Genomic DNA, 16,589 nt, shown 5'->3' with positions numbered 1-16,589 from the left:
AAGACGAGCTGCCTCCCTCCGGAACTCCGGAGTGTAGCTCTTTCTTTGTTGCCCACTCACAATGAACATCTTCTCCTACGGGCACAGGATCCGTACTAATCGGGTGTCCACTAAACGAGGGCAACCTTAAACCCGCCTACGCAGAAGATCGCGCAGGCGGGTTTTGCTCTATGCATGTGTGGATGAGGGTGACATGAGAACGCGGCGAGAGGGGATAAGGTGGTGGCTATGTTCGGTGGTTTTTCTCATCCCTCCCCTCTCCCGGATCTGCCCCGCGTGGGCTTTGACATCGCCTATCATGCGCTGCTGAAGAACCACCCCTTTGCCACCTGGTCCACCGCGCGCCTGGAGGGCCTGAACTTCACCTTCCCCGAGGTGCAGACCATCATGTCCGGGATGACGGTGGGCGGCCACCCGCTGCACGATCTGGACGAGGTGCGGGCCATCGCGGAGGCGTGGGGCCTGGTGATCCGGGAGGCGAAAAAGCACACCCCTGTGACCCGGGAGATCGCGGAGCGGATCAACGGGATCGTGTCCCGCTCGGTGTCGCTCGATCCGGGGGTATTCCGTTCTCGGTCCTCCCTGGGCGGGCGCGGCGGGATCGTCCGTACCCCGGAGGGGGACTACCAGGCGCCCGCACGGGAGGAGCTGGATGAGGCGTGGGCCTGGTGGGAGCGCAACGCTCCCACCGAGGCCGCGCGGCGCGCCCTCCTGCGGGTGCCATTCATGGCCCGGGCGCAGTTCTTCTGGGACGGAAACAAGCGCACGGCGGTGATGTCCGCCAGCCTCGAACTGGTGACCCACGGGTACATGCCCTTCACGGTGTCCGGAAACAAGCAACTGGAATGGCACCAGGCGCTCACCGAGCTGTTCATGCGGGATGATGCCGCGCCGCTTATCGGGGTATTGGAGGAATCCGCGCAGCCGCTGTGACGCGGGAGGCGTGTGCGCGGTTCCTACGCCATAATCGCGGCCATGAGGTCGCGCGTATGGAGAAGGCTATTCTTTATTCTTTCCTGTCTCATGCTCGTGTTGAGCGCTGTGGTGTTCGCCGCCGGGTTCGCGTGGGGCAATCTCGTTGGCTTTGCCGTGGTGCCCGCCATCACCATTATTTCCTGCGTGATCGTGCGTGCGGCAAGAAAAAGATTCTCTTTAGCTCGGCAGGGCTGGGCTTTCCCGAACTCGTGGCCGTTACGTGCGGGGCGGTGGCGCTCTTGTGCTTTTCCTGCTCCATGGCCCTGGTGGAGACGGAACCGTCCCGCATAAGCCAGTACGCCATCGTCTTTTTCTGCGCGGCCTTGTTATTCACGTTGCTGGGGGATCGCCAGGAGCGATGACCACGGAGGGGCGGATGGGTATCGTGGGGAGGCAAGCGCGCGGCTCGGTCTACGCCGAGGCAGCGCCCGGTAATGGCGCTGCGGTGATCGTTCTTCTCTTCCTTGTTGGAGGAGTCGGTCACGATCATCACCTCTCTTTCCAGGTCCGGTTTCCCCTGCGGGTCAGGCTACCGTTCTTTTTCTTTCCGGGGTGTAAAGAGATGCACCATGGTTACCCCGGCGGAGGCGGGGATGAGTGCCTCCGCCCCGGCGTAGTCGCGGAGGGAAAGCGAGTCATGAAAGTGAGCAGGAAGATAACACGGTAATAGTTTGCCTCCGGATGCCGATAAAGAAGGCATGAAGAAAACGCGAAGGTATCTTGTTTCAAGCCTGGCGGCGGTGTGCCTGCTGGTCCACTCTGGGGTCGCGGGTGCGGACCCTCTTGATAATCTACCCCCGGTGGAGAATCCCCTTATCAGCGCACGCTGGGAGGCTAGCACTAGGATTGTCTCTCCCTATGACGGCCCGGTGGTCTGCGAGGGATACCGTTCCACCAGTGCCTGCTGGCAGCAGCGCCCGGATGGGAAATGGGAAGAGATGCGCTTGATACCGCAGTGGGGGGTTCCCGGTGGCGGCGATCCCTGGAAGATCTACCCCACGTGGGAGGATCGGCTCTTGCTGAGCAGTTAAAAACCTATCCCCACACCCCGGAGCTGCCGCGTCGCCACGATCCTACCAGGTGCGTGTCCACCACCCCCACGGCCTCCATGAGGGCGTACATGGTGGTGGGGCCCACGAAGCGGAAGCCGGCCTTCTTCAGCGCGGCGGCCAGCGCCGTGGATTCGGGGGAGCGGGTGGGCACCTCGGCCATGGTGCGCGGGGTGGGGGTGCTCTCCGGTTGGAATGACCACACCAGTTCGGCCAGCCCGCCCACGGGAACCAGGTTCAGGGTGGCGCGGGCGTTGGCGATGGTGGCCTCGATCTTGCGTCGGTTGCGCACGATGGAGGCGTCGGCAAGCAGCCCCTCCACCTCCGCGGGGCCGTACCGGGCCACCGCCTCGGGGTCGAAGTTGCGGAAGGCGCGGCGGAAGGCCGGGCGCTTGGCCAGGATGGTGGCCCAGGACAGGCCGGACTGGAAGGACTCGAGGGTGAGGCGCTCGTACATGCCGCGGTCGTCGCGGACGGGCATGCCCCATTCGGTGTCGTAGTACTCGCGCAGGAGGGCGGAGGCGGTGGCCCAGGGTGGGCGGCGCAGGCCGTCCTCGCAGAGGATGGTGCCGTCGGTGCTCATGGTGATATTTAGACTCCTCGCGGTGGGGTCGGGTTCCCCCTCAACGGGGCGTGGGGGAGGGGGTCTAGAGTGCGGGGAAGAAGATCCCCACAAGTATATGGAGGTACCTTGACCGCAAGCCCACAGCAGCACAACCCACGACGTCGCTCCCTCATCCTCGCCCTGGCGGTTGGCCTGGCTGCCCTGAACCTTCGCCCGGCCATCGTGGCGGTGGGATCCGTCCTGGACCGGATCTCCGCCGCGTACGACGCCCCCGGCACTCTGTCTGGGCTGCTCACCGCGCTGCCCGGCATCTGCTTCGCGCTCTTTGGGGTGGCGGCGGTGCCGCTCTCGCGCCGCTTGGGGCTCACGGGAACCCTGCTGCTGGCGATGGCGCTGGAGGTCCTGGGCCAGGCGCTGCGGCCGGTGATGGGCAGCATATGGGGGTTCATCGCCCTCACTGGGCTGGTGGTCATGGGCATCGCGCTGGTCAACGTGCTGCTGCCCGCGTGGATCAAGGGCGCGGGCGGGCGTGCGGCGGTGCGGCTGATGACGATCTACACCACCGTGCTCAGCGTGGGCATGTTCCTCGGCCCGCTGTCTCCCGTGCTCACGGACTCCTGGCGCGGGGTGCTGTGGATCTGGGCGGGCGCGGCGGCGCTGCAGCTCCCGGTGTGGGCGTGGCTGGCCTTTTCCGCACGCACGCAGGCCGCGCCCTCTCGCACCCCGGACCCCATCCGGGGTAGCCTGTGGCGCTCGCCGCTGGCGGTGGCCATCACGGCGTTCTTCGGGCTGCAGTCCATGAACGCCTACATCCAGATGGGGTGGCTGCCCACCGTCCTGGCGGAGGCGGGGGCCAGCCCCCGGGTGGCCTCGGTGGGCCTGGCGCTGGTGGGTGGCCTCGGGATCGTCGGCGGGCTGATCGTCCCGCGCATCGCGGCCCGCAGCGCGCACGCGCACTGGGTGATCGTGAGCTTCGCCGCCTCGACGGCGGCCGGATACCTGGGGCTGATCTACGCTCCGATGAGCGCGCCCTATCTGTGGTCCGCGCTGCTGGGAATCGGCGGCTTCTGCTTCCTCATGGCGCTCGCGCTCATGCCGGCGCGCACCAGCGCCCCGGAGGTCACAGCGAGGCTCTCGGCCTTCGTCCAGTCCGTCGGCTACCTCCTGGCAGCCGGGGGACCGTTGCTGGTGGGTGCGGCCCACCAGGCGCTGGGGAGCTGGGGGCCGATCCTGTGGGCGCTGCTGCTCAGCAGCGTGCTGATGGGAATAGTGGGCTGGTTGGCGGGGCGCGAGGGCAACGTCGATGCTCAGCTGGCGCGCCAGGCGGGTAGCCTATAGGCCATGGATAGGCCGGTGATGCGCGATGGCGCGCTGCTGATTTTTCGGGCGGTGCTGGGGCTGATCTTTGTGGCACACGGGTGGCGGATCCTCATGGTCACGGGGATCACGGAAACCACCGGGCAGTTTAGCGCCTGGGGCGTGCCGCAGCCGGCGCTGTCCGCCTGGATCGCCGGGGTGGCGCAGCTGGCCGGGGGAGCCCTGTTGGTGGTGGGGCTGCTCACCACGGTGGTGGCGGGCGCGCTGGCCTTGCTCATGGTGGCCGCCATTTACTTCGTGCACCTCACCCCCAGCCTCTCGGAGCTGGAGTACCCGGTGGTGATGCTGGCCTCGCTGCTGATGATCGTGGTCTTTGGCTCCGGGCGCGCGAGCGTGGACGGGGTGCTCACCCGATGATCGCGCACGAGGTCATTCAGTCCGAGCTTTCTGCGCGGCTCGACGGCGAGGAGGGGCGCCTGGATAACGACGTCGTGGAGGCGCACCTGGATCAGTGCGGGCAGTGCCAGGCCTTTTATCGCCGCGCCGCCCGCCTTCAGCCCGTGCCCCCGCCCACCGGACGGGAGCCGGGGGAGGAGCTTACCCGGGCGATCCTCGCAGAGGTCGAACCGGAGTGGCGTCGCCACGCGGGGGCGCGCCTGGCCTCGTTGACGGTGGCGCGCCTGGTCCTGGTGGTGGCGGCGATGCTGCACGTGGTGGCGGCGGTGCGGCTTTTGGCCGATACCGGAGGACTGTTGGAGACCACCGAGGGCGGGCGGGTACTCAGCCCGGATGCCGACCCCACCCTGGCGCACCTGTTGGCTCAGGCTGCGGCGGTGCGCCTGGCCCTGGCCGCGGCGCTGCTGCTGGGGGCCTGGCTGCCGCGCCTGCTGCTGGGCGTCCTGCCGCTGCTGGGGGCGTGGACGATGTTTAGCCTGGGCTTCGGCATGAGGGACGTGCTGTTGGGCACCACCACCAGGCAGCAGGTGCTGGAACTGGTGGCGCTGGGGATCACCACGGCCACCGTGGCGTGGACGTGGTTGAGCAGCGGTGGTTGGTCGCGCTGGCGCGCGGGGCTTCCCACCTAGTGCCAGCTGGGCAGCCACATCATCGAGTGGTAGTAGGCGTCGGGGATAACGTAGCCGTAGAACAGCGGCGAGAAGTATAAGAACATGGAGATCACCGCCGCGAGGTAGGCGATCACCGCCAGGGTGCCGCGGGGCAGGCTGCCCCCGGCGAGGTCGCGCAGGCCGCCCCATGTCACCTGGCCGCCGCGCCCGCAAAGCTGGCCGAGCACCAGGGCGATCATCGTCAGGCTGAAGGGGGTGAGCGCGGCGGCGTAGAAAAAATACATCTGTCGGTCGAAGGAGGCCAGCCAGGGTAGAAAGCCCGCGGCGAAGCCCACCAGGGGAATCAGGAAGCGGCGATCGCGGAGCACAAAGAGGCTCCACAAGGCCCAGAGCAGCACGGGAATGGTGACCCACCAGATCGCCGGGGTGCCAAAGAGGTACACCATGCGGCGGCAGGTGCCCGCCGCGCACTCGATGTCGGTGGAGGAGAAGTACAGGATGGGTCGCCCGGAGACGAGCCAGGCCCAGGGCTTGGAATCCCAAGGGTGGTGGTGCCCGCCGGAGGAGGTGAGCTGGGCGTGGAAGTCCAGCACGGAGAGGTGATAATACAGCCAACTGGCGGCGGTGTCCGGCAGCGCGGAGAGCCACGAGTGCTCGGAGGAGGCGATGGTGCCGTCGACGGCGGCGTGGCGGTACACGGCGGTTTCCGCGGAAAACCAGGCCCGCCAGGACCACAGATAGAGCGCGGCGGGCAGCGCAACCAGGGAGGATAACGCGGGGAGGGTATCGCGCAGCAGCGCGCCGAGCGCGGGGCGGCGGACGCCGTAGCGGCGGCGCAGGGCGAGGTCCCCGAAGATGCTGAGCAGGCTGAAGAACGCGATGTAATAGAGGCCGGACCACTTCACCGCCAGGGATAGGCCTAGAGCGATGCCGGCGGCAAAGCGCCACCAGCGATACCCCAGCCGAGGCCCGAGGGGAGACCCCCCGAGGCCGCCTGAGGCCCAGGCCTCGTGCAGCCGCCGGTGCACCTGGCGGTGATCCAGCAGCAGCGCCCAGGCGGCGAGAAGAATAAAGAGCACCTGAAAGACATCCAACATGCCGTAGCGCGAGACCACCAGCAGCACGCCGTCGAAGGTGGCGAGCACGCCTGCGAAGGTGGCGATTTGCCAGGAATTGCTCAGCGAGCGGACAAAACCCATGAGCGCCACCACGATGAGGCAGCCGAAGAGGGCGGCCATGACGCGCCAGCCCAGCGGGGTGTAACCGAAGATCCGCTCGCCCACCGCGATGATCTGCTTGCCCAGGGGCGGGTGCACCACCAGCCCATAGGCCGGGTTATTCTCGATCCCCCCGATGAGGGGATTGATGCCGCTGCGCACCATGTCCCAGGCCTGCGGCACGTAGTGCTTCTCGTCGAAGACCGGCGTGCCCTTGGCGGCGGTGGAGGATAACCCGAGGAAGCGGGTGAGAAGGGCTAGCGCGCCGATGAGGCCAAAGGAGTACGCCTCGGGGTGACCCCACGGGCGCGTCACCGGCGCGAGGGGATCGGGGCGCTGGAAGCGGGGCGGGAGGGTCAGCGTGCTCACCCGTCAGAGTCTAAGGGGTGCCCGGCGGGATGTGCGATGCTGTACCCATGACTCCCATGAGCTCCCCGCACCTCGACGCCGCCCTTGATACCCCGTTGCCCACTGGGGTGGTGCTGGCGGCCACGCCGCTGGGCAACGTCGCCGACGCCACGCCGCGCCTGTGCCGCCTGTTGGAGCAGGCGGACGTGGTGGCGGCCGAGGATACCCGCCGCACCCGGGCGCTGGCTCAGGCGCTCGGCGTGGAGATCGGCGGCCGGGTGGTCTCGAACTTTGACCACAACGAGCAGCAGAGGGTGGAGATGCTTTTGGCCGCTGCGCGCACCGGCACCGTGGCCGTGGTGACGGACGCGGGCATGCCGGTGGTTTCCGACCCGGGCCTGCGCCTGGTGGCCGCCGCCCTCGACGCCGGGGTGCCGGTCAGCTGCGCGCCCGGCCCCTCAGCCGTGCCCACGGCCCTGGCCTTGTCCGGTCTGGACGTGGGGCGCTTTATCTTCGATGGCTTCGCCCCGCGCCGCGAGGGGGCGCGCCGCACCTGGCTGGAATCCCTACGCGAGGAAAAACGGGCCGTGTGCTTTTTTGAGTCCCCGCATCGGGTGGCGGAGACGCTGGCCGCGGCGGCGGAGATCCTGGGGCCGCGGCGGCGGGTGGCGGTGTGCCGGGAGCTGACCAAGGCCTACGAGGAGGTGCGCCGCGGCCCGCTGGGGGAGGTGGCGCGCTGGGCGGCCGAGGGGGTGCGCGGCGAGGTGACCGTGGTTCTGGACGCCACCGCCGAGGTCGCGGTGGATGTCGGCGAGCTGGTGCCGGAGGCGCTAGGGCGGGTGGCCGCGGGCGAGCGGCTCAAGGCGGTGTGTAAGGATCTGGCCGCCCGGCACGGGGTGCGCGCCCGGGAGCTTTACGACGCCGCCCTGGCCGCGCGCGGCTGATTCAGCCCCCGCACAGAAACTCCCAGGGAAACGTTACCGTTTTGTGATTAATCCCCGACGCGCGTGCGCGCTGCGCTGCGGATTAGCGAGGTCACAAAAGGGTAACGATTCTGGCCGAGATGTTTATGTGCGCCGTCCTATTGCGGATTTAGGTTTGATATATCGCTCATTCTGCTTAATGGTGGGTAACATGACGAATCCGCATGAGAGTGAAGAAAGAGGGGTCGGGGCGGGCTCTGCCACCGAGCAATTAGCCGCCATGCTCCAGGGGCACTCGGCCATTAGCGAGGGGCTGGACGAAGCCGCGGACGCGGATATCACCCTAGAATCCGAGGACGAGGATAACGGGACCAACTGGCCCGTGGTGGGGGCGGCGGGGGCCGTCGCCCTGGGGATCGTGATCTGGGGGCTGGTCGGCTCCGATTCCTTTGCCGCCTTTGCCCAAAGCGCGCTGGACTTTGTGGTCACCAACTTCGGCTGGGCCTTCGTGCTCTTCGGCACCGTTTTCGTGGCCTTCGTGGTGGTGGTCGCGCTCAGCAAGTTCGGCACCATTAAATTGGGCCGCATCGACGAGGAGCCGGAGTTTAGCTCCGTGTCCTGGATTGCCATGATGTTCGCCGCCGGCATGGGCATCGGGTTGATGTTCTACGGCGCCTCGGAGCCGCTGACCTTCTACCGGCAGGGCGTGCCCGGTCACCCGGCCGAGGACGTCAATTCCGCCATGGCCTCCGCGATGTTCCACTGGACGCTGCATCCCTGGGCGATCTACGCCATCGTGGGCCTGGCGATCGCGTATTCCACCTTCCGCGTGGGGCGTCGCCAGCTGATCTCCTCGGCCTTTACCCCCCTGATCGGGGAACGCCGAGCCAAGGGGTGGCTGGGACAGGTCATCGACACCCTGGCCATCTTCGCCACCGTCTTTGGCACCGCCTGCTCGCTGGGGGTGGGCGCCATCCAGATCGGTGCGGGTCTCTCGGCCGCGGGCATCGTGGAGTCCCCCGGCACCTGGACGATCATCGGAATCGTCTCCGTGCTGACCTTGGCTTTCCTGCTGTCCGCGATCTCCGGCGTGGGCAAGGGCATCCAGTACCTTTCCAACGCGAACATGATCCTGGCCGCGATCCTGGCCATCGTGGTTTTCGTGTTGGGCCCCACGGTGGCCGTGCTTAACCTGATCCCCGGCTCGGTGGGCGGCTATCTCTCGGAGTTCTTCTCCATGGCCTCGCGCACCGCCACCAATTCCGACGGCGCGTGGCTCTCCAGCTGGACGATCTTCTACTGGGCCTGGTGGATCTCCTGGTCGCCCTTCGTGGGCATGTTCCTGGCGCGGATCTCCCGCGGGCGCTCTATCCGCGAGTTCTGCGTGGGCGTGCTGCTGATCCCCGCCGGGGTGTCCACCGTGTGGTTTGCCATCTTCGGCGGCACGGCCATCACCATGGAGCGCGAGGGGCGCTCCGTGTGGGGCGACGGTTCCGCGGAGGATCAGCTTTTTAGCCTGCTGCACAACCTGCCCGGCGGCCAGATCATGGGGATCGTGGCGGTGATCCTGCTGGGTACCTTCTTCATCACCTCGGCGGACTCCGCCTCCACCGTGATGGGCTCGATGTCCCAGTACGGGCGCACGAATGCCCATCCCTTCGTTTCCGCGACCTGGGGCTTGCTGACCGCGCTCATCGGGCTCACGCTGCTGGTCTCCGGCGGCGATGATGTGCTGAGCAACTTGCAAAACGTCACCATCGTGGCGGCCGCACCCTTCCTCGTGATCATCGTCGCCCTGATGTTTGCCATCGTCAAGGATCTCCGCGACGACGTCATCTACCTGGACTACCGCGAGCAGCAGCGCTTCGCCCGCAGCCTGGCCCGCGAGCGGCGCATTCATCGCGAATACGTGCAGCGCGAGCAGCAGCGGGCGCGCCGCCTGGCGCGGCGCACCAAGCGCCAGGAGCGCGCCGCAGGTGGGAGCGCGCCGGCGGATAAATTAGGGTAGAACGCATGACCAAAACCGTGCTCGTATCTGTTGCCTGGCCCTACGCCAACGGCCCGCGCCACATCGGCCATGTGGCGGGCTTTGGCGTTCCCTCGGATGTGTTCGCCCGCTATCAGCGAATGCGCGGCGCTGAGGTGCTCATGGTCTCCGGCACGGACGAGCACGGCACCCCCCTGCTGGTGCAGGCGGATAAGGAGGGCGTCTCCGTCAAGGAACTGGCCGATCGCTATAACCGCCAGATCGTCCAGGACCTCGCGGGGCTGGGCCTGTCTTACGACCTGTTTACCCGCACCACCACCCGCAACCATTACGCCGTGGTGCAGGAGCTGTTCACGGGCCTTTACGACAACGGCTACATGATCAAGCAGACCACGATGGGCGCGGTCTCGCCCAAGACCGGTCGCACCCTGCCGGATCGCTACATCGAGGGCACCTGCCCCATCTGCGGCGCCGAGGGCGCGCGCGGCGATCAGTGCGATAACTGCGGCAACCAGCTCGACCCGGTGGATTTGATCAAGCCGGTGTCCAAGATCGACGGCGAGACCCCGGAGTTCATCGAGACCGAGCACTTCCTGCTCGACCTCCCGGCCCTGGCCGACGCCCTGGAAAAGTGGCTGAGCACGCGCGAGTCCTGGCGGCCCAACGTGCTGAAGTTCTCCCTTAACCTCCTGCGCGACCTGCACCCGCGCGCCATGACCCGGGACATCGACTGGGGCATCCCCGTGCCGGTGGAGGGCTGGCAGGATAATAACGCTAAGAAGCTCTACGTGTGGTTCGACGCCGTGATCGGTTACCTCTCGGCCTCGATCGAGTGGGCCTGGCGCTCCGGCGACCCGGAGGCCTGGAAGAGGTTCTGGCAGAACCCGCAGGCCGAGGGCTACTACTTCATGGGCAAGGACAACATCACCTTCCATTCCCAGATCTGGCCCGCGGAGTTGCTGGGCTACGCGGGCAAGGGGGCCAAGGGTGGTTCTCAGCACGCCTACGGGGAGCTCAACCTGCCCACCGAGGTGGTGTCCTCGGAGTTCCTCACCATGTCCGGCTCCAAGTTCTCCTCCTCCAAGGGGGTGGTGATCTATGTCAAGGACTTCCTGGAGGAGTTCGGCCCCGATCCGCTGCGCTATTTCATCGCCGTGGCCGGCCCGGAGAACATGGACACGGACTTCACCTGGGACGAGTTCGTCCGCCGCATCAACAACGAGCTGGCCAACGGCTGGGGCAACCTGGTCAATCGCACCGTCTCCATGGCCCACAAGAACTTCGGTGAGGTGCCTGCGCCGGGGGAGCTCGCGCAGGAGGACGAGGAGATCCTGCGCCTGGCTCGCGATTCCATGAACACCGTGGCCGAATGCCTGGAGCGCTCCAAGTTCAAGGCGGGCATCACCGCCGCCATGCACGTGGTGGGCGAGGCCAACGCCTACATCGCGGCCCAGGAGCCCTGGAAGCTCGCCAAGGACGAGTCTCAGCGCGAGCGCCTGGCCACGGTGCTGTGGACGGCCCTCCAGGTGGTCAGCGACTGTAACGTCATGCTGACCCCGTACCTGCCGGCCACCGCCCAGCGCGTCCACGAAACCCTGGGGCGCACTGGGGTCTGGGCCGCCCAGCCCGAGGTCAGCGAGGTCGTCGACGATGCCCCGGTGGAGCTCGTGGGCACTGGCCTGCCGCAGGAGGGGCAGCGCTACCCGATCATCTCCGGGGACTACGTGAGCCAGCAGGCGCGCTGGGAGCGGGTGACGGTGCAACCGGGCACGCCGCTGGTCAAGCCCAAGCCGCTGATTCGCAAGCTCGACCCGGAGTTGGCCGAGACCGGCCCCGCCTGGGCGCCGGTGCAGCAGGACACCTAGCGGCCGGGCCTCTGGTAAGACGGGGGCATGGCGAAAAAGAAGCCCCGTCCGATTCCGCAGCCCGCCCCCTTCCTCGCGCACCTGGTGGACGCCCACACCCACCTGGCCTCCTGCGGGGCGGACACCCCCGAGGCGGTGCGCGCCGCGGTGCGGCGCGCCGCCGGGGCCGGGGTGGACAAGATCTGCACCGTGGGCGACGGCTTAGAGGAGGCCGAGCAAGCGCTTGCCGCCGCGTACTGGGACGAGCGGGTCTATGCCGCCTGCGCGATTCACCCCACGCGAGCGGGGGAGCTGGGCGAGGCGGCGCGGCATCGATTAGCGCAAATGGCCCTGGATCCGCGCTGCGTGGCGATCGGAGAGACCGGTATTGACACCTACTGGCTGCGGCACGACCCGGAGGCGACCGCCCCGCTGGAGGTTCAGGAGGAGGCGTTGCGCTGGCATGCGGACCTCGCAGCGCGCAGCGGTAAGGCGCTGATGATCCATAATCGGGAGGGCGACGAACACCTGCTGCGCATCCTGGACGACTGTCCGAGCCCGCCCGCGGTGATCTTGCACTGCTTTTCCTCCCCGCTACCGATGGCCCGTCAGGCCATCGAGCGCGGCTGGGTGCTCAGTTTCGCGGGCAACGTCACCTTCAAGCGCAACGAACAGCTGCGGGAGGCGGCGGCCCTGGCCCCGAGCGGGCAGCTGTTGGTGGAGACGGACGCACCCTATATGACCCCGGAGCCCTATCGGGGTGCGCGTAATGAACCCGCTCTGGTGGGGCATACCGCCCTGTGCGTGGCGCAGGCGCGCGGTCAAGCCCCGGAGGAGCTAGCGGAGGAGGTCTCGCGGACCTTTGATGCGGTGTATGGCCTGCGTGACTGTGGCTGATGTGAAGGCCGTGATCTTTGTTGCATAACCCGTCTGACCTGCCGATATTGTTCCGTGCGCCGTGGCGTGGGTGCTGGACAGGGCCCGGCCGTTACCGTATTGTTATTCGAGTTGGAACGGTCCCCGCACCGGGGGACACGGGAGAACGCGGGAGAACACTGTGAAGTCACGCAAGCACACCTCGACGATCCGTAGGATCAACGACAGCCGCTCCGTGCCGCTGCGCATGGCCACCGGCGGCGTGTTGGCCACGATGGTGGTGGGCGGCGTAGCGGTGGCCCAGGGGCAGAAGTCCGTGGTCCTCGACCTCAACGGCGAGCGCAGGGAACTGACCACCATGTCCAGGGATGTCGCCGGCACCCTGGAGGCGGCCGGCGTGGAGGTGGACGAGGGTGATCTGGTTTACCCGGCCCCCTCGGAGCGGGTGGCCGATGCCGCTACTATCACCGTGCGCACCGCCAAGCCCGTGGCCCTGGTCATCGATGGGCAGGAGCAGACCATTCGCTCCACCGCCCTGACCGTGGAGGACCTCATCGGCGAGCGCCCGGAGATCGATCCCGGCTCCGAGGTGGCCGCCGACGGCACCAGCCGCGTGACCGACGGCATGACCCTGGAGGTCACCTCGCCCAAGATCGTGGCCATTCACGACGGCGGAGCCACCAGCTACACCTCCCTGGCGGCCAAGACCGTGGGCGATGCGTTGGCTCAGCGGGGAATCGTCCTGGGCGCGGATGACGTGGTACGCCCGGCCCTCGACACGCCGCTGACGAAGAACCTCAGCATCGAGATCGACCGGGTGGAAAAGACGGAGGAAAAGTCCACCGAGGAGATCGCGCCCCCCGTGGAATACGTGGACAACGCGGAGCTGCCCCGGGGCGAGGAGTCCGTGGTGGAGGAGGGAATCCCGGGGCTCAAGGAGATCACCCGCGCCGTCGTGCGGGTCAATGGCAAGGAGAGGGAAAATAGGGTTCTTCGCGAGGAGGACAAGACCCCGGCCACCCCCCGGGTGATCGCGCGCGGCACCAAGGAGGCAAAGAAAGCGGTGAACGCGTCCCCCCTCGGTTCTTCGGAATCCTCCGCCCCGGCCGTGGCCCAGGGCGGGGTGTGGGACTCGCTGGCCCAGTGCGAGGCCGGGGGCGATTGGTCCATCAACACCGGCAACGGTTTCTCCGGCGGCCTGCAATTTACGCCCTCGACCTGGGTGGGCTACGGCGGCACCGCCTATGCCCCCGAGGCGCACCTGGCCACCCGCGAGCAGCAGATCGCCGTGGCGGAGAAGGTGCAGGCCGCCCAGGGGTGGGGAGCCTGGCCCGCCTGCACCGCCAAGCTCGGTATCCGTTAGGCATGGGGGATAGCGCTGCCCGGCTGCTCGGGCCCGTGGAGATCCGCCAGCTGGCGCAGGAGCTGGGGGTCAATCCCACCAAGAAGCTGGGCCAGAACTTTGTGCACGACCCCAACACCGTGCGCCGCATCGTGGCGGCCGCGGAGCTGAGCCCCGAGGATCGGGTGATCGAGGTGGGCCCGGGCCTGGGTTCGCTCACCCTGGCCCTGCTCGATACCGTGAGCCGGGTCACCGCCATCGAGATCGACGAGCGCCTGGCGCACCGCCTGCCGGACACCGTCGCCGCCTACGCCCCCGATCACGCCGCCAAGCTCACCGTGGTGCGCAGCGACGCCCTGCGGATCACCCCCGAGGACGTGCCGGAGCCGCCCACGGCCCTGGTGGCCAACCTGCCCTATAACGTCTCCGTGCCGGTGCTGTTGCACCTGTTGGCTACCTTCCCCAGCCTGCGTCGGGTGCTGGTCATGGTGCAGGCGGAGGTGGCCGACCGTCTCGCGGCGGACCCCGGCTCCCGCGTGTACGGGGTCCCCTCGGTCAAGGCGAGCTTTTACGGGGAGGTGCGTCGCGCCGGGGCTATCGGCAAGAACGTCTTTTGGCCCGCCCCGCGCATCGATTCCGGCCTGGTGCGCGTGGACTGCCGCGGGGCCGATTCCCCCTGGCCGATCACCGAGGCCACCCGCGGTGCGGTATTTCCGCTCGTCGACGCCGCCTTCGCCCAGCGTCGCAAGACCCTGCGCGCCGCGCTCGCCGGGGTGTACGGCTCGGCGGCCGCGGCCGAGGAGCGCCTTTGCGCGGCGGGAATCGACCCGCAGGCACGGGGCGAGAAGCTGGGCGTGGCGGACTTCGTGCGGCTGGGGAACGCGCGATGAAAAGAAAACTGGTACGCGCCCGGGCCCACGGCAAGGTGAACGTCTTTCTGGGGGTGGGGCAGGCTCGCCCAGACGGCTTTCACGAGCTCTCCACGGTATTCCAGGCGGTGAGCCTGCACGACGACCTCGCGGTGGAGGCCGTGCCCGCCCGCCGGATAGAAAGCGGCCCGCACGTGCGCGGGGTGCGGGTGACGGGCCTGGACGCGCAGAAGGTGCCCACGGATTCCTCTAACCTTGCGGTGCGCGCGGCCGAGGCCGTGGTGGCGCGCTACCGGCGCCGCCACGGCCTTTCCTGGGCACCGGCCCTTTTTCTGCACCTGCACAAGGGGATACCCACCGCCGGGGGTATGGCCGGAGGTTCGGCGGACGCGGCGGCCGCCCTGCGCGCCACTGTGGCTTTGTTCTCCCCGGAGTACCCGCCCCTGGCGGAGGAGGAACTCTACGAGATCGCCGCGGAACTGGGTTCGGACGTTCCCTTTACCCTCATGGGAGCCACCGCCTGGGGGCGCGGGCGCGGGGAGGAGCTCACTCCGGTGCTCAGCAGGGGGAACTACTACTGGGTGTTTGCGCTGTCTCCCCAGGGATTATCCACGCCCGAGGTGTTTAAGAAACTCGACGAGCTGCGCTACGCTCGCCCAGAGGAACAGCCGCACCTCGATGTCGGCGCGGTGAGTAAGGCCCTGGTCAGTGGCGATCCCCTGGCGGTGGCGGTGCACATGCACAACGATCTGGAACCGGCTGCCCTCCACCTTATGCCCCGGCTGCGGGTGGCCCACCGGGCGGCGGTGGAGTTGGGGGCGCTGCGCTGCGTGGTTTCTGGTTCCGGGCCCACCCTGGCCTTTTTGTGCCGGGACGAGGCCGCCGCCGAGGCGGTGGCCGAGGGGCTGCTGGATCACAACCTGGCGCACCGGGCGGTGGTGGCCCATGGGCCGGTGCCGGGGGCGCGGGTGGTGGAGAACTAAACCCCCGTCACCTCCATCTCTACGGGGGTGTGCTCTAGCTGGTGCTTGGCCACCACCTCGCCGGAGGCGAGATCTACCACAAAGAGGGTGTCGGCGGCGTCGCTGACGTAGGCGGTGGAGCCGGCCACCTTGAGGATGGGTCCGGGCTCCTGCCAGTCCTCCTTTTCCTCCCAGGGCTCGATCACCGGGATGCTGCGCAGCACCTCGCCGCGTTCCATGTCGATGATCTTCAGCGCGCCGTCGGTGGTGAGCACCACGCCGTGCCCCTCCTCGTCGCGCCCCAGGGAGCGGAACCAGTAGGAGGCCCCCAGGTCTACGGTGCGCAGGGTGGCGTCGCGGGTGTCGATGATCGCTATGGCGGTGGGGTGCTCGTGCTCGGCGTCGGCGTCGGTCTTATGATCGCCCAGCACGTAGGGGGAATCGGGGCGGCCCGCCAGGTTTCCGGAGCGCTGGTAGTCCTGTTCCACGGGCACCTTGTGGAACGTCGTGCCGTCGAAGAGTATCGGCCCGTTCTCGCAGCCGAACACCACGCGCTCCCCGGCGGCCACGGCCTCGCCGTGGACCCCGGGGCAGTCGGTGGTCTCGGCCAGGGGGGCGCCCTGGGCGTCGAGGAGCCGGATGGTGGAGCGCGACGTCGTGGTGCCCGCGGTGCTGAGCAGATTCTCACCCAGCGGGACGGCCACGCCGTGGTGGGCGGCCCCGGTGGACAGGTGGGTGGGGTCGGCGGGGTGGTCGTCGAGGAAGGCCTCTGTGGGCAGGAGGGTGATGGTGCCCTCGCCGTCGGAGAAGAGGGTGGTGCGCCCGTCGTGGGCCACCACGTGCCCGGCGTGCGGGGCGGCAAAGGTGGTGGAGGTGAGCACGGGGTCGCCGGAGTAGAGGTGGGCGTGGTCGCCGTGATCCACGCGCTGGGCGGCGGTGTCGTAGAGCAGGTATTCGTCGTCGGCGCTCACGAGCAGCGTGCGTCCGTCTCCGCTGGGATTGAGCCGGAGGAATCCCTCGCGCTCGGTGGTGGCCAGGGTGTCGCCGGTGATGGCGTCGAGGGTGGTCAGGCCGCCGTCGTGGGTGTAGGTCAGCCGGGGGTGCAGGGAGGAGACCTCGGCGACTTCGGCGGGACCGTGCTCGGCGGAGCATCCGGTGAGGGCGAGGAGACTACAGGAAAGGACGGCGAGTGCCGCGGCGTGTTTCATGGGCCACGAGCCTAACATATAATGATTATCATTATCAATA

Annotated in this window: 15 protein-coding genes; 11 read left to right on the top strand and 4 right to left on the bottom strand. The window is 68.0% G+C overall.

The window, feature by feature from the left end; genetic code table 11:
• Window positions 1-228 precede the first annotated feature (228 nt).
• Window positions 229-933 (top strand): hypothetical protein, encoded by a 705-nt coding sequence (locus tag H7347_RS09965; protein WP_152823361.1) that lies wholly within the window; start codon window positions 229-231, stop codon window positions 931-933.
• 175 nt (window positions 934-1,108) lie between these two features.
• Here the strand turns inward: H7347_RS09965 and H7347_RS09960 are convergent, their stop codons facing one another.
• Both H7347_RS09960 and H7347_RS09955 read right to left on the bottom strand, forming a co-directional pair.
• A complete protein-coding gene (locus H7347_RS09960; protein WP_152823360.1) occupies window positions 1,109-1,459 on the bottom strand; it encodes a hypothetical protein in 351 nt (116 codons plus the stop codon).
• A 551-nt stretch (window positions 1,460-2,010) separates the two neighbouring features.
• Window positions 2,011-2,607 (bottom strand): DNA-3-methyladenine glycosylase I, encoded by a 597-nt coding sequence (locus H7347_RS09955; protein WP_152823359.1) that lies wholly within the window; start codon window positions 2,605-2,607, stop codon window positions 2,011-2,013.
• A 108-nt stretch (window positions 2,608-2,715) separates the two neighbouring features.
• On the opposite strand from H7347_RS09955, the gene H7347_RS09950 reads away from it, so the two are divergent.
• The 3 genes from H7347_RS09950 to H7347_RS09940 are packed head-to-tail and all read left to right on the top strand — an operon-like array spanning window position 2,716 to window position 4,991.
• Entirely contained in the window at window positions 2,716-3,927 is a 1,212-nt protein-coding gene (locus tag H7347_RS09950) for an MFS transporter (RefSeq protein ID WP_152823358.1), read from the top strand.
• 3 nt (window positions 3,928-3,930) lie between these two features.
• The gene (locus H7347_RS09945) at window positions 3,931-4,323 is read left to right on the top strand and encodes a DoxX family protein (RefSeq protein WP_152823357.1); all 393 of its coding nucleotides are present in this window, start codon (window positions 3,931-3,933) and stop codon (window positions 4,321-4,323) included.
• Window positions 4,320-4,991, top strand: coding sequence for a zf-HC2 domain-containing protein (locus H7347_RS09940; RefSeq protein ID WP_152823356.1), 672 nt, complete (start codon window positions 4,320-4,322; stop codon window positions 4,989-4,991). Before H7347_RS09945 ends, H7347_RS09940 begins: the two co-directional genes overlap by 4 nt.
• Here H7347_RS09940 and H7347_RS09935 read toward each other — a convergent pair.
• Complete coding sequence (locus H7347_RS09935; RefSeq protein WP_186337479.1) at window positions 4,988-6,559, bottom strand: glycosyltransferase family 39 protein; 1,572 nt, start codon at window positions 6,557-6,559, stop codon at window positions 4,988-4,990. The two genes, H7347_RS09940 and H7347_RS09935, sit on opposite strands and share 4 nt — an antisense overlap.
• Before the next feature lie 56 nt (window positions 6,560-6,615).
• Here H7347_RS09935 and rsmI point away from each other — a divergent pair, with 56 nt between their 5' ends.
• The 7 genes from rsmI to H7347_RS09900 all read left to right on the top strand — a co-directional run bounded on the left by rsmI (window position 6,616) and on the right by H7347_RS09900 (window position 15,362).
• On the top strand, window positions 6,616-7,482 hold the full coding sequence (gene rsmI / locus H7347_RS09930) for a 16S rRNA (cytidine(1402)-2'-O)-methyltransferase (protein ID WP_152823355.1): 867 nt from the start codon (window positions 6,616-6,618) through the stop codon (window positions 7,480-7,482).
• Between the two features lie 190 nt (window positions 7,483-7,672).
• Entirely contained in the window at window positions 7,673-9,469 is a 1,797-nt protein-coding gene (locus H7347_RS09925; RefSeq protein WP_227659124.1) for a BCCT family transporter, read from the top strand.
• Window positions 9,470-9,474: 5 nt separating this feature from the next.
• Complete coding sequence (gene metG, locus H7347_RS09920; RefSeq protein WP_152823354.1) at window positions 9,475-11,313, top strand: methionine--tRNA ligase; 1,839 nt, start codon at window positions 9,475-9,477, stop codon at window positions 11,311-11,313.
• 27 nt (window positions 11,314-11,340) lie between these two features.
• On the top strand, window positions 11,341-12,189 hold the full coding sequence (locus H7347_RS09915) for a TatD family hydrolase (protein ID WP_152823353.1): 849 nt from the start codon (window positions 11,341-11,343) through the stop codon (window positions 12,187-12,189).
• A gap of 226 nt (window positions 12,190-12,415) precedes the next feature.
• On the top strand, window positions 12,416-13,531 hold the full coding sequence (locus tag H7347_RS09910; protein ID WP_152823366.1) for a resuscitation-promoting factor: 1,116 nt from the start codon (window positions 12,416-12,418) through the stop codon (window positions 13,529-13,531).
• Window positions 13,532-13,533: 2 nt separating this feature from the next.
• The gene (gene rsmA, locus H7347_RS09905) at window positions 13,534-14,400 is read left to right on the top strand and encodes a 16S rRNA (adenine(1518)-N(6)/adenine(1519)-N(6))-dimethyltransferase RsmA (RefSeq protein ID WP_152823352.1); all 867 of its coding nucleotides are present in this window, start codon (window positions 13,534-13,536) and stop codon (window positions 14,398-14,400) included.
• Window positions 14,397-15,362, top strand: coding sequence for a 4-(cytidine 5'-diphospho)-2-C-methyl-D-erythritol kinase (locus H7347_RS09900; protein ID WP_152823351.1), 966 nt, complete (start codon window positions 14,397-14,399; stop codon window positions 15,360-15,362). The genes rsmA and H7347_RS09900 overlap by 4 nt, the downstream gene beginning before the upstream one ends.
• Here H7347_RS09900 and H7347_RS09895 read toward each other — a convergent pair.
• A complete protein-coding gene (locus tag H7347_RS09895; RefSeq protein WP_152823350.1) occupies window positions 15,359-16,549 on the bottom strand; it encodes a hypothetical protein in 1,191 nt (396 codons plus the stop codon). The two genes, H7347_RS09900 and H7347_RS09895, sit on opposite strands and share 4 nt — an antisense overlap.
• Window positions 16,550-16,589 lie beyond the last annotated feature (40 nt).

The sequence above is a fragment of the Corynebacterium sp. zg-331 genome (genome assembly GCF_014267345.1).
Taxonomy (GTDB): Bacteria; Actinomycetota; Actinomycetes; order Mycobacteriales; family Mycobacteriaceae; genus Corynebacterium.
This window is presented reverse-complemented; position numbering and strand designations above follow the sequence as displayed.

Excerpts from the sequence above, each read along its gene's own strand:
- H7347_RS09965 (WP_152823361.1), top strand. The coding sequence starts at position 229 with ATGTTCGGTGGTTTTTCTCATCCCTCCCCTCTCCCGGATCTGCCCCGC.
- H7347_RS09955 (WP_152823359.1), bottom strand. The coding sequence starts at position 2,607 with ATGAGCACCGACGGCACCATCCTCTGCGAGGACGGCCTGCGCCGCCCA.
- H7347_RS09945 (WP_152823357.1), top strand. The coding sequence starts at position 3,931 with ATGGATAGGCCGGTGATGCGCGATGGCGCGCTGCTGATTTTTCGGGCG.
- H7347_RS09940 (WP_152823356.1), top strand. The coding sequence starts at position 4,320 with ATGATCGCGCACGAGGTCATTCAGTCCGAGCTTTCTGCGCGGCTCGAC.
- rsmI (WP_152823355.1), top strand. The coding sequence starts at position 6,616 with ATGAGCTCCCCGCACCTCGACGCCGCCCTTGATACCCCGTTGCCCACT.
- H7347_RS09925 (WP_227659124.1), top strand. The coding sequence starts at position 7,673 with ATGACGAATCCGCATGAGAGTGAAGAAAGAGGGGTCGGGGCGGGCTCT.
- metG (WP_152823354.1), top strand. The coding sequence starts at position 9,475 with ATGACCAAAACCGTGCTCGTATCTGTTGCCTGGCCCTACGCCAACGGC.
- H7347_RS09915 (WP_152823353.1), top strand. The coding sequence starts at position 11,341 with ATGGCGAAAAAGAAGCCCCGTCCGATTCCGCAGCCCGCCCCCTTCCTC.
- H7347_RS09910 (WP_152823366.1), top strand. The coding sequence starts at position 12,416 with ATGGCCACCGGCGGCGTGTTGGCCACGATGGTGGTGGGCGGCGTAGCG.
- rsmA (WP_152823352.1), top strand. The coding sequence starts at position 13,534 with ATGGGGGATAGCGCTGCCCGGCTGCTCGGGCCCGTGGAGATCCGCCAG.
- H7347_RS09900 (WP_152823351.1), top strand. The coding sequence starts at position 14,397 with ATGAAAAGAAAACTGGTACGCGCCCGGGCCCACGGCAAGGTGAACGTC.
- H7347_RS09895 (WP_152823350.1), bottom strand. The coding sequence starts at position 16,549 with ATGAAACACGCCGCGGCACTCGCCGTCCTTTCCTGTAGTCTCCTCGCC.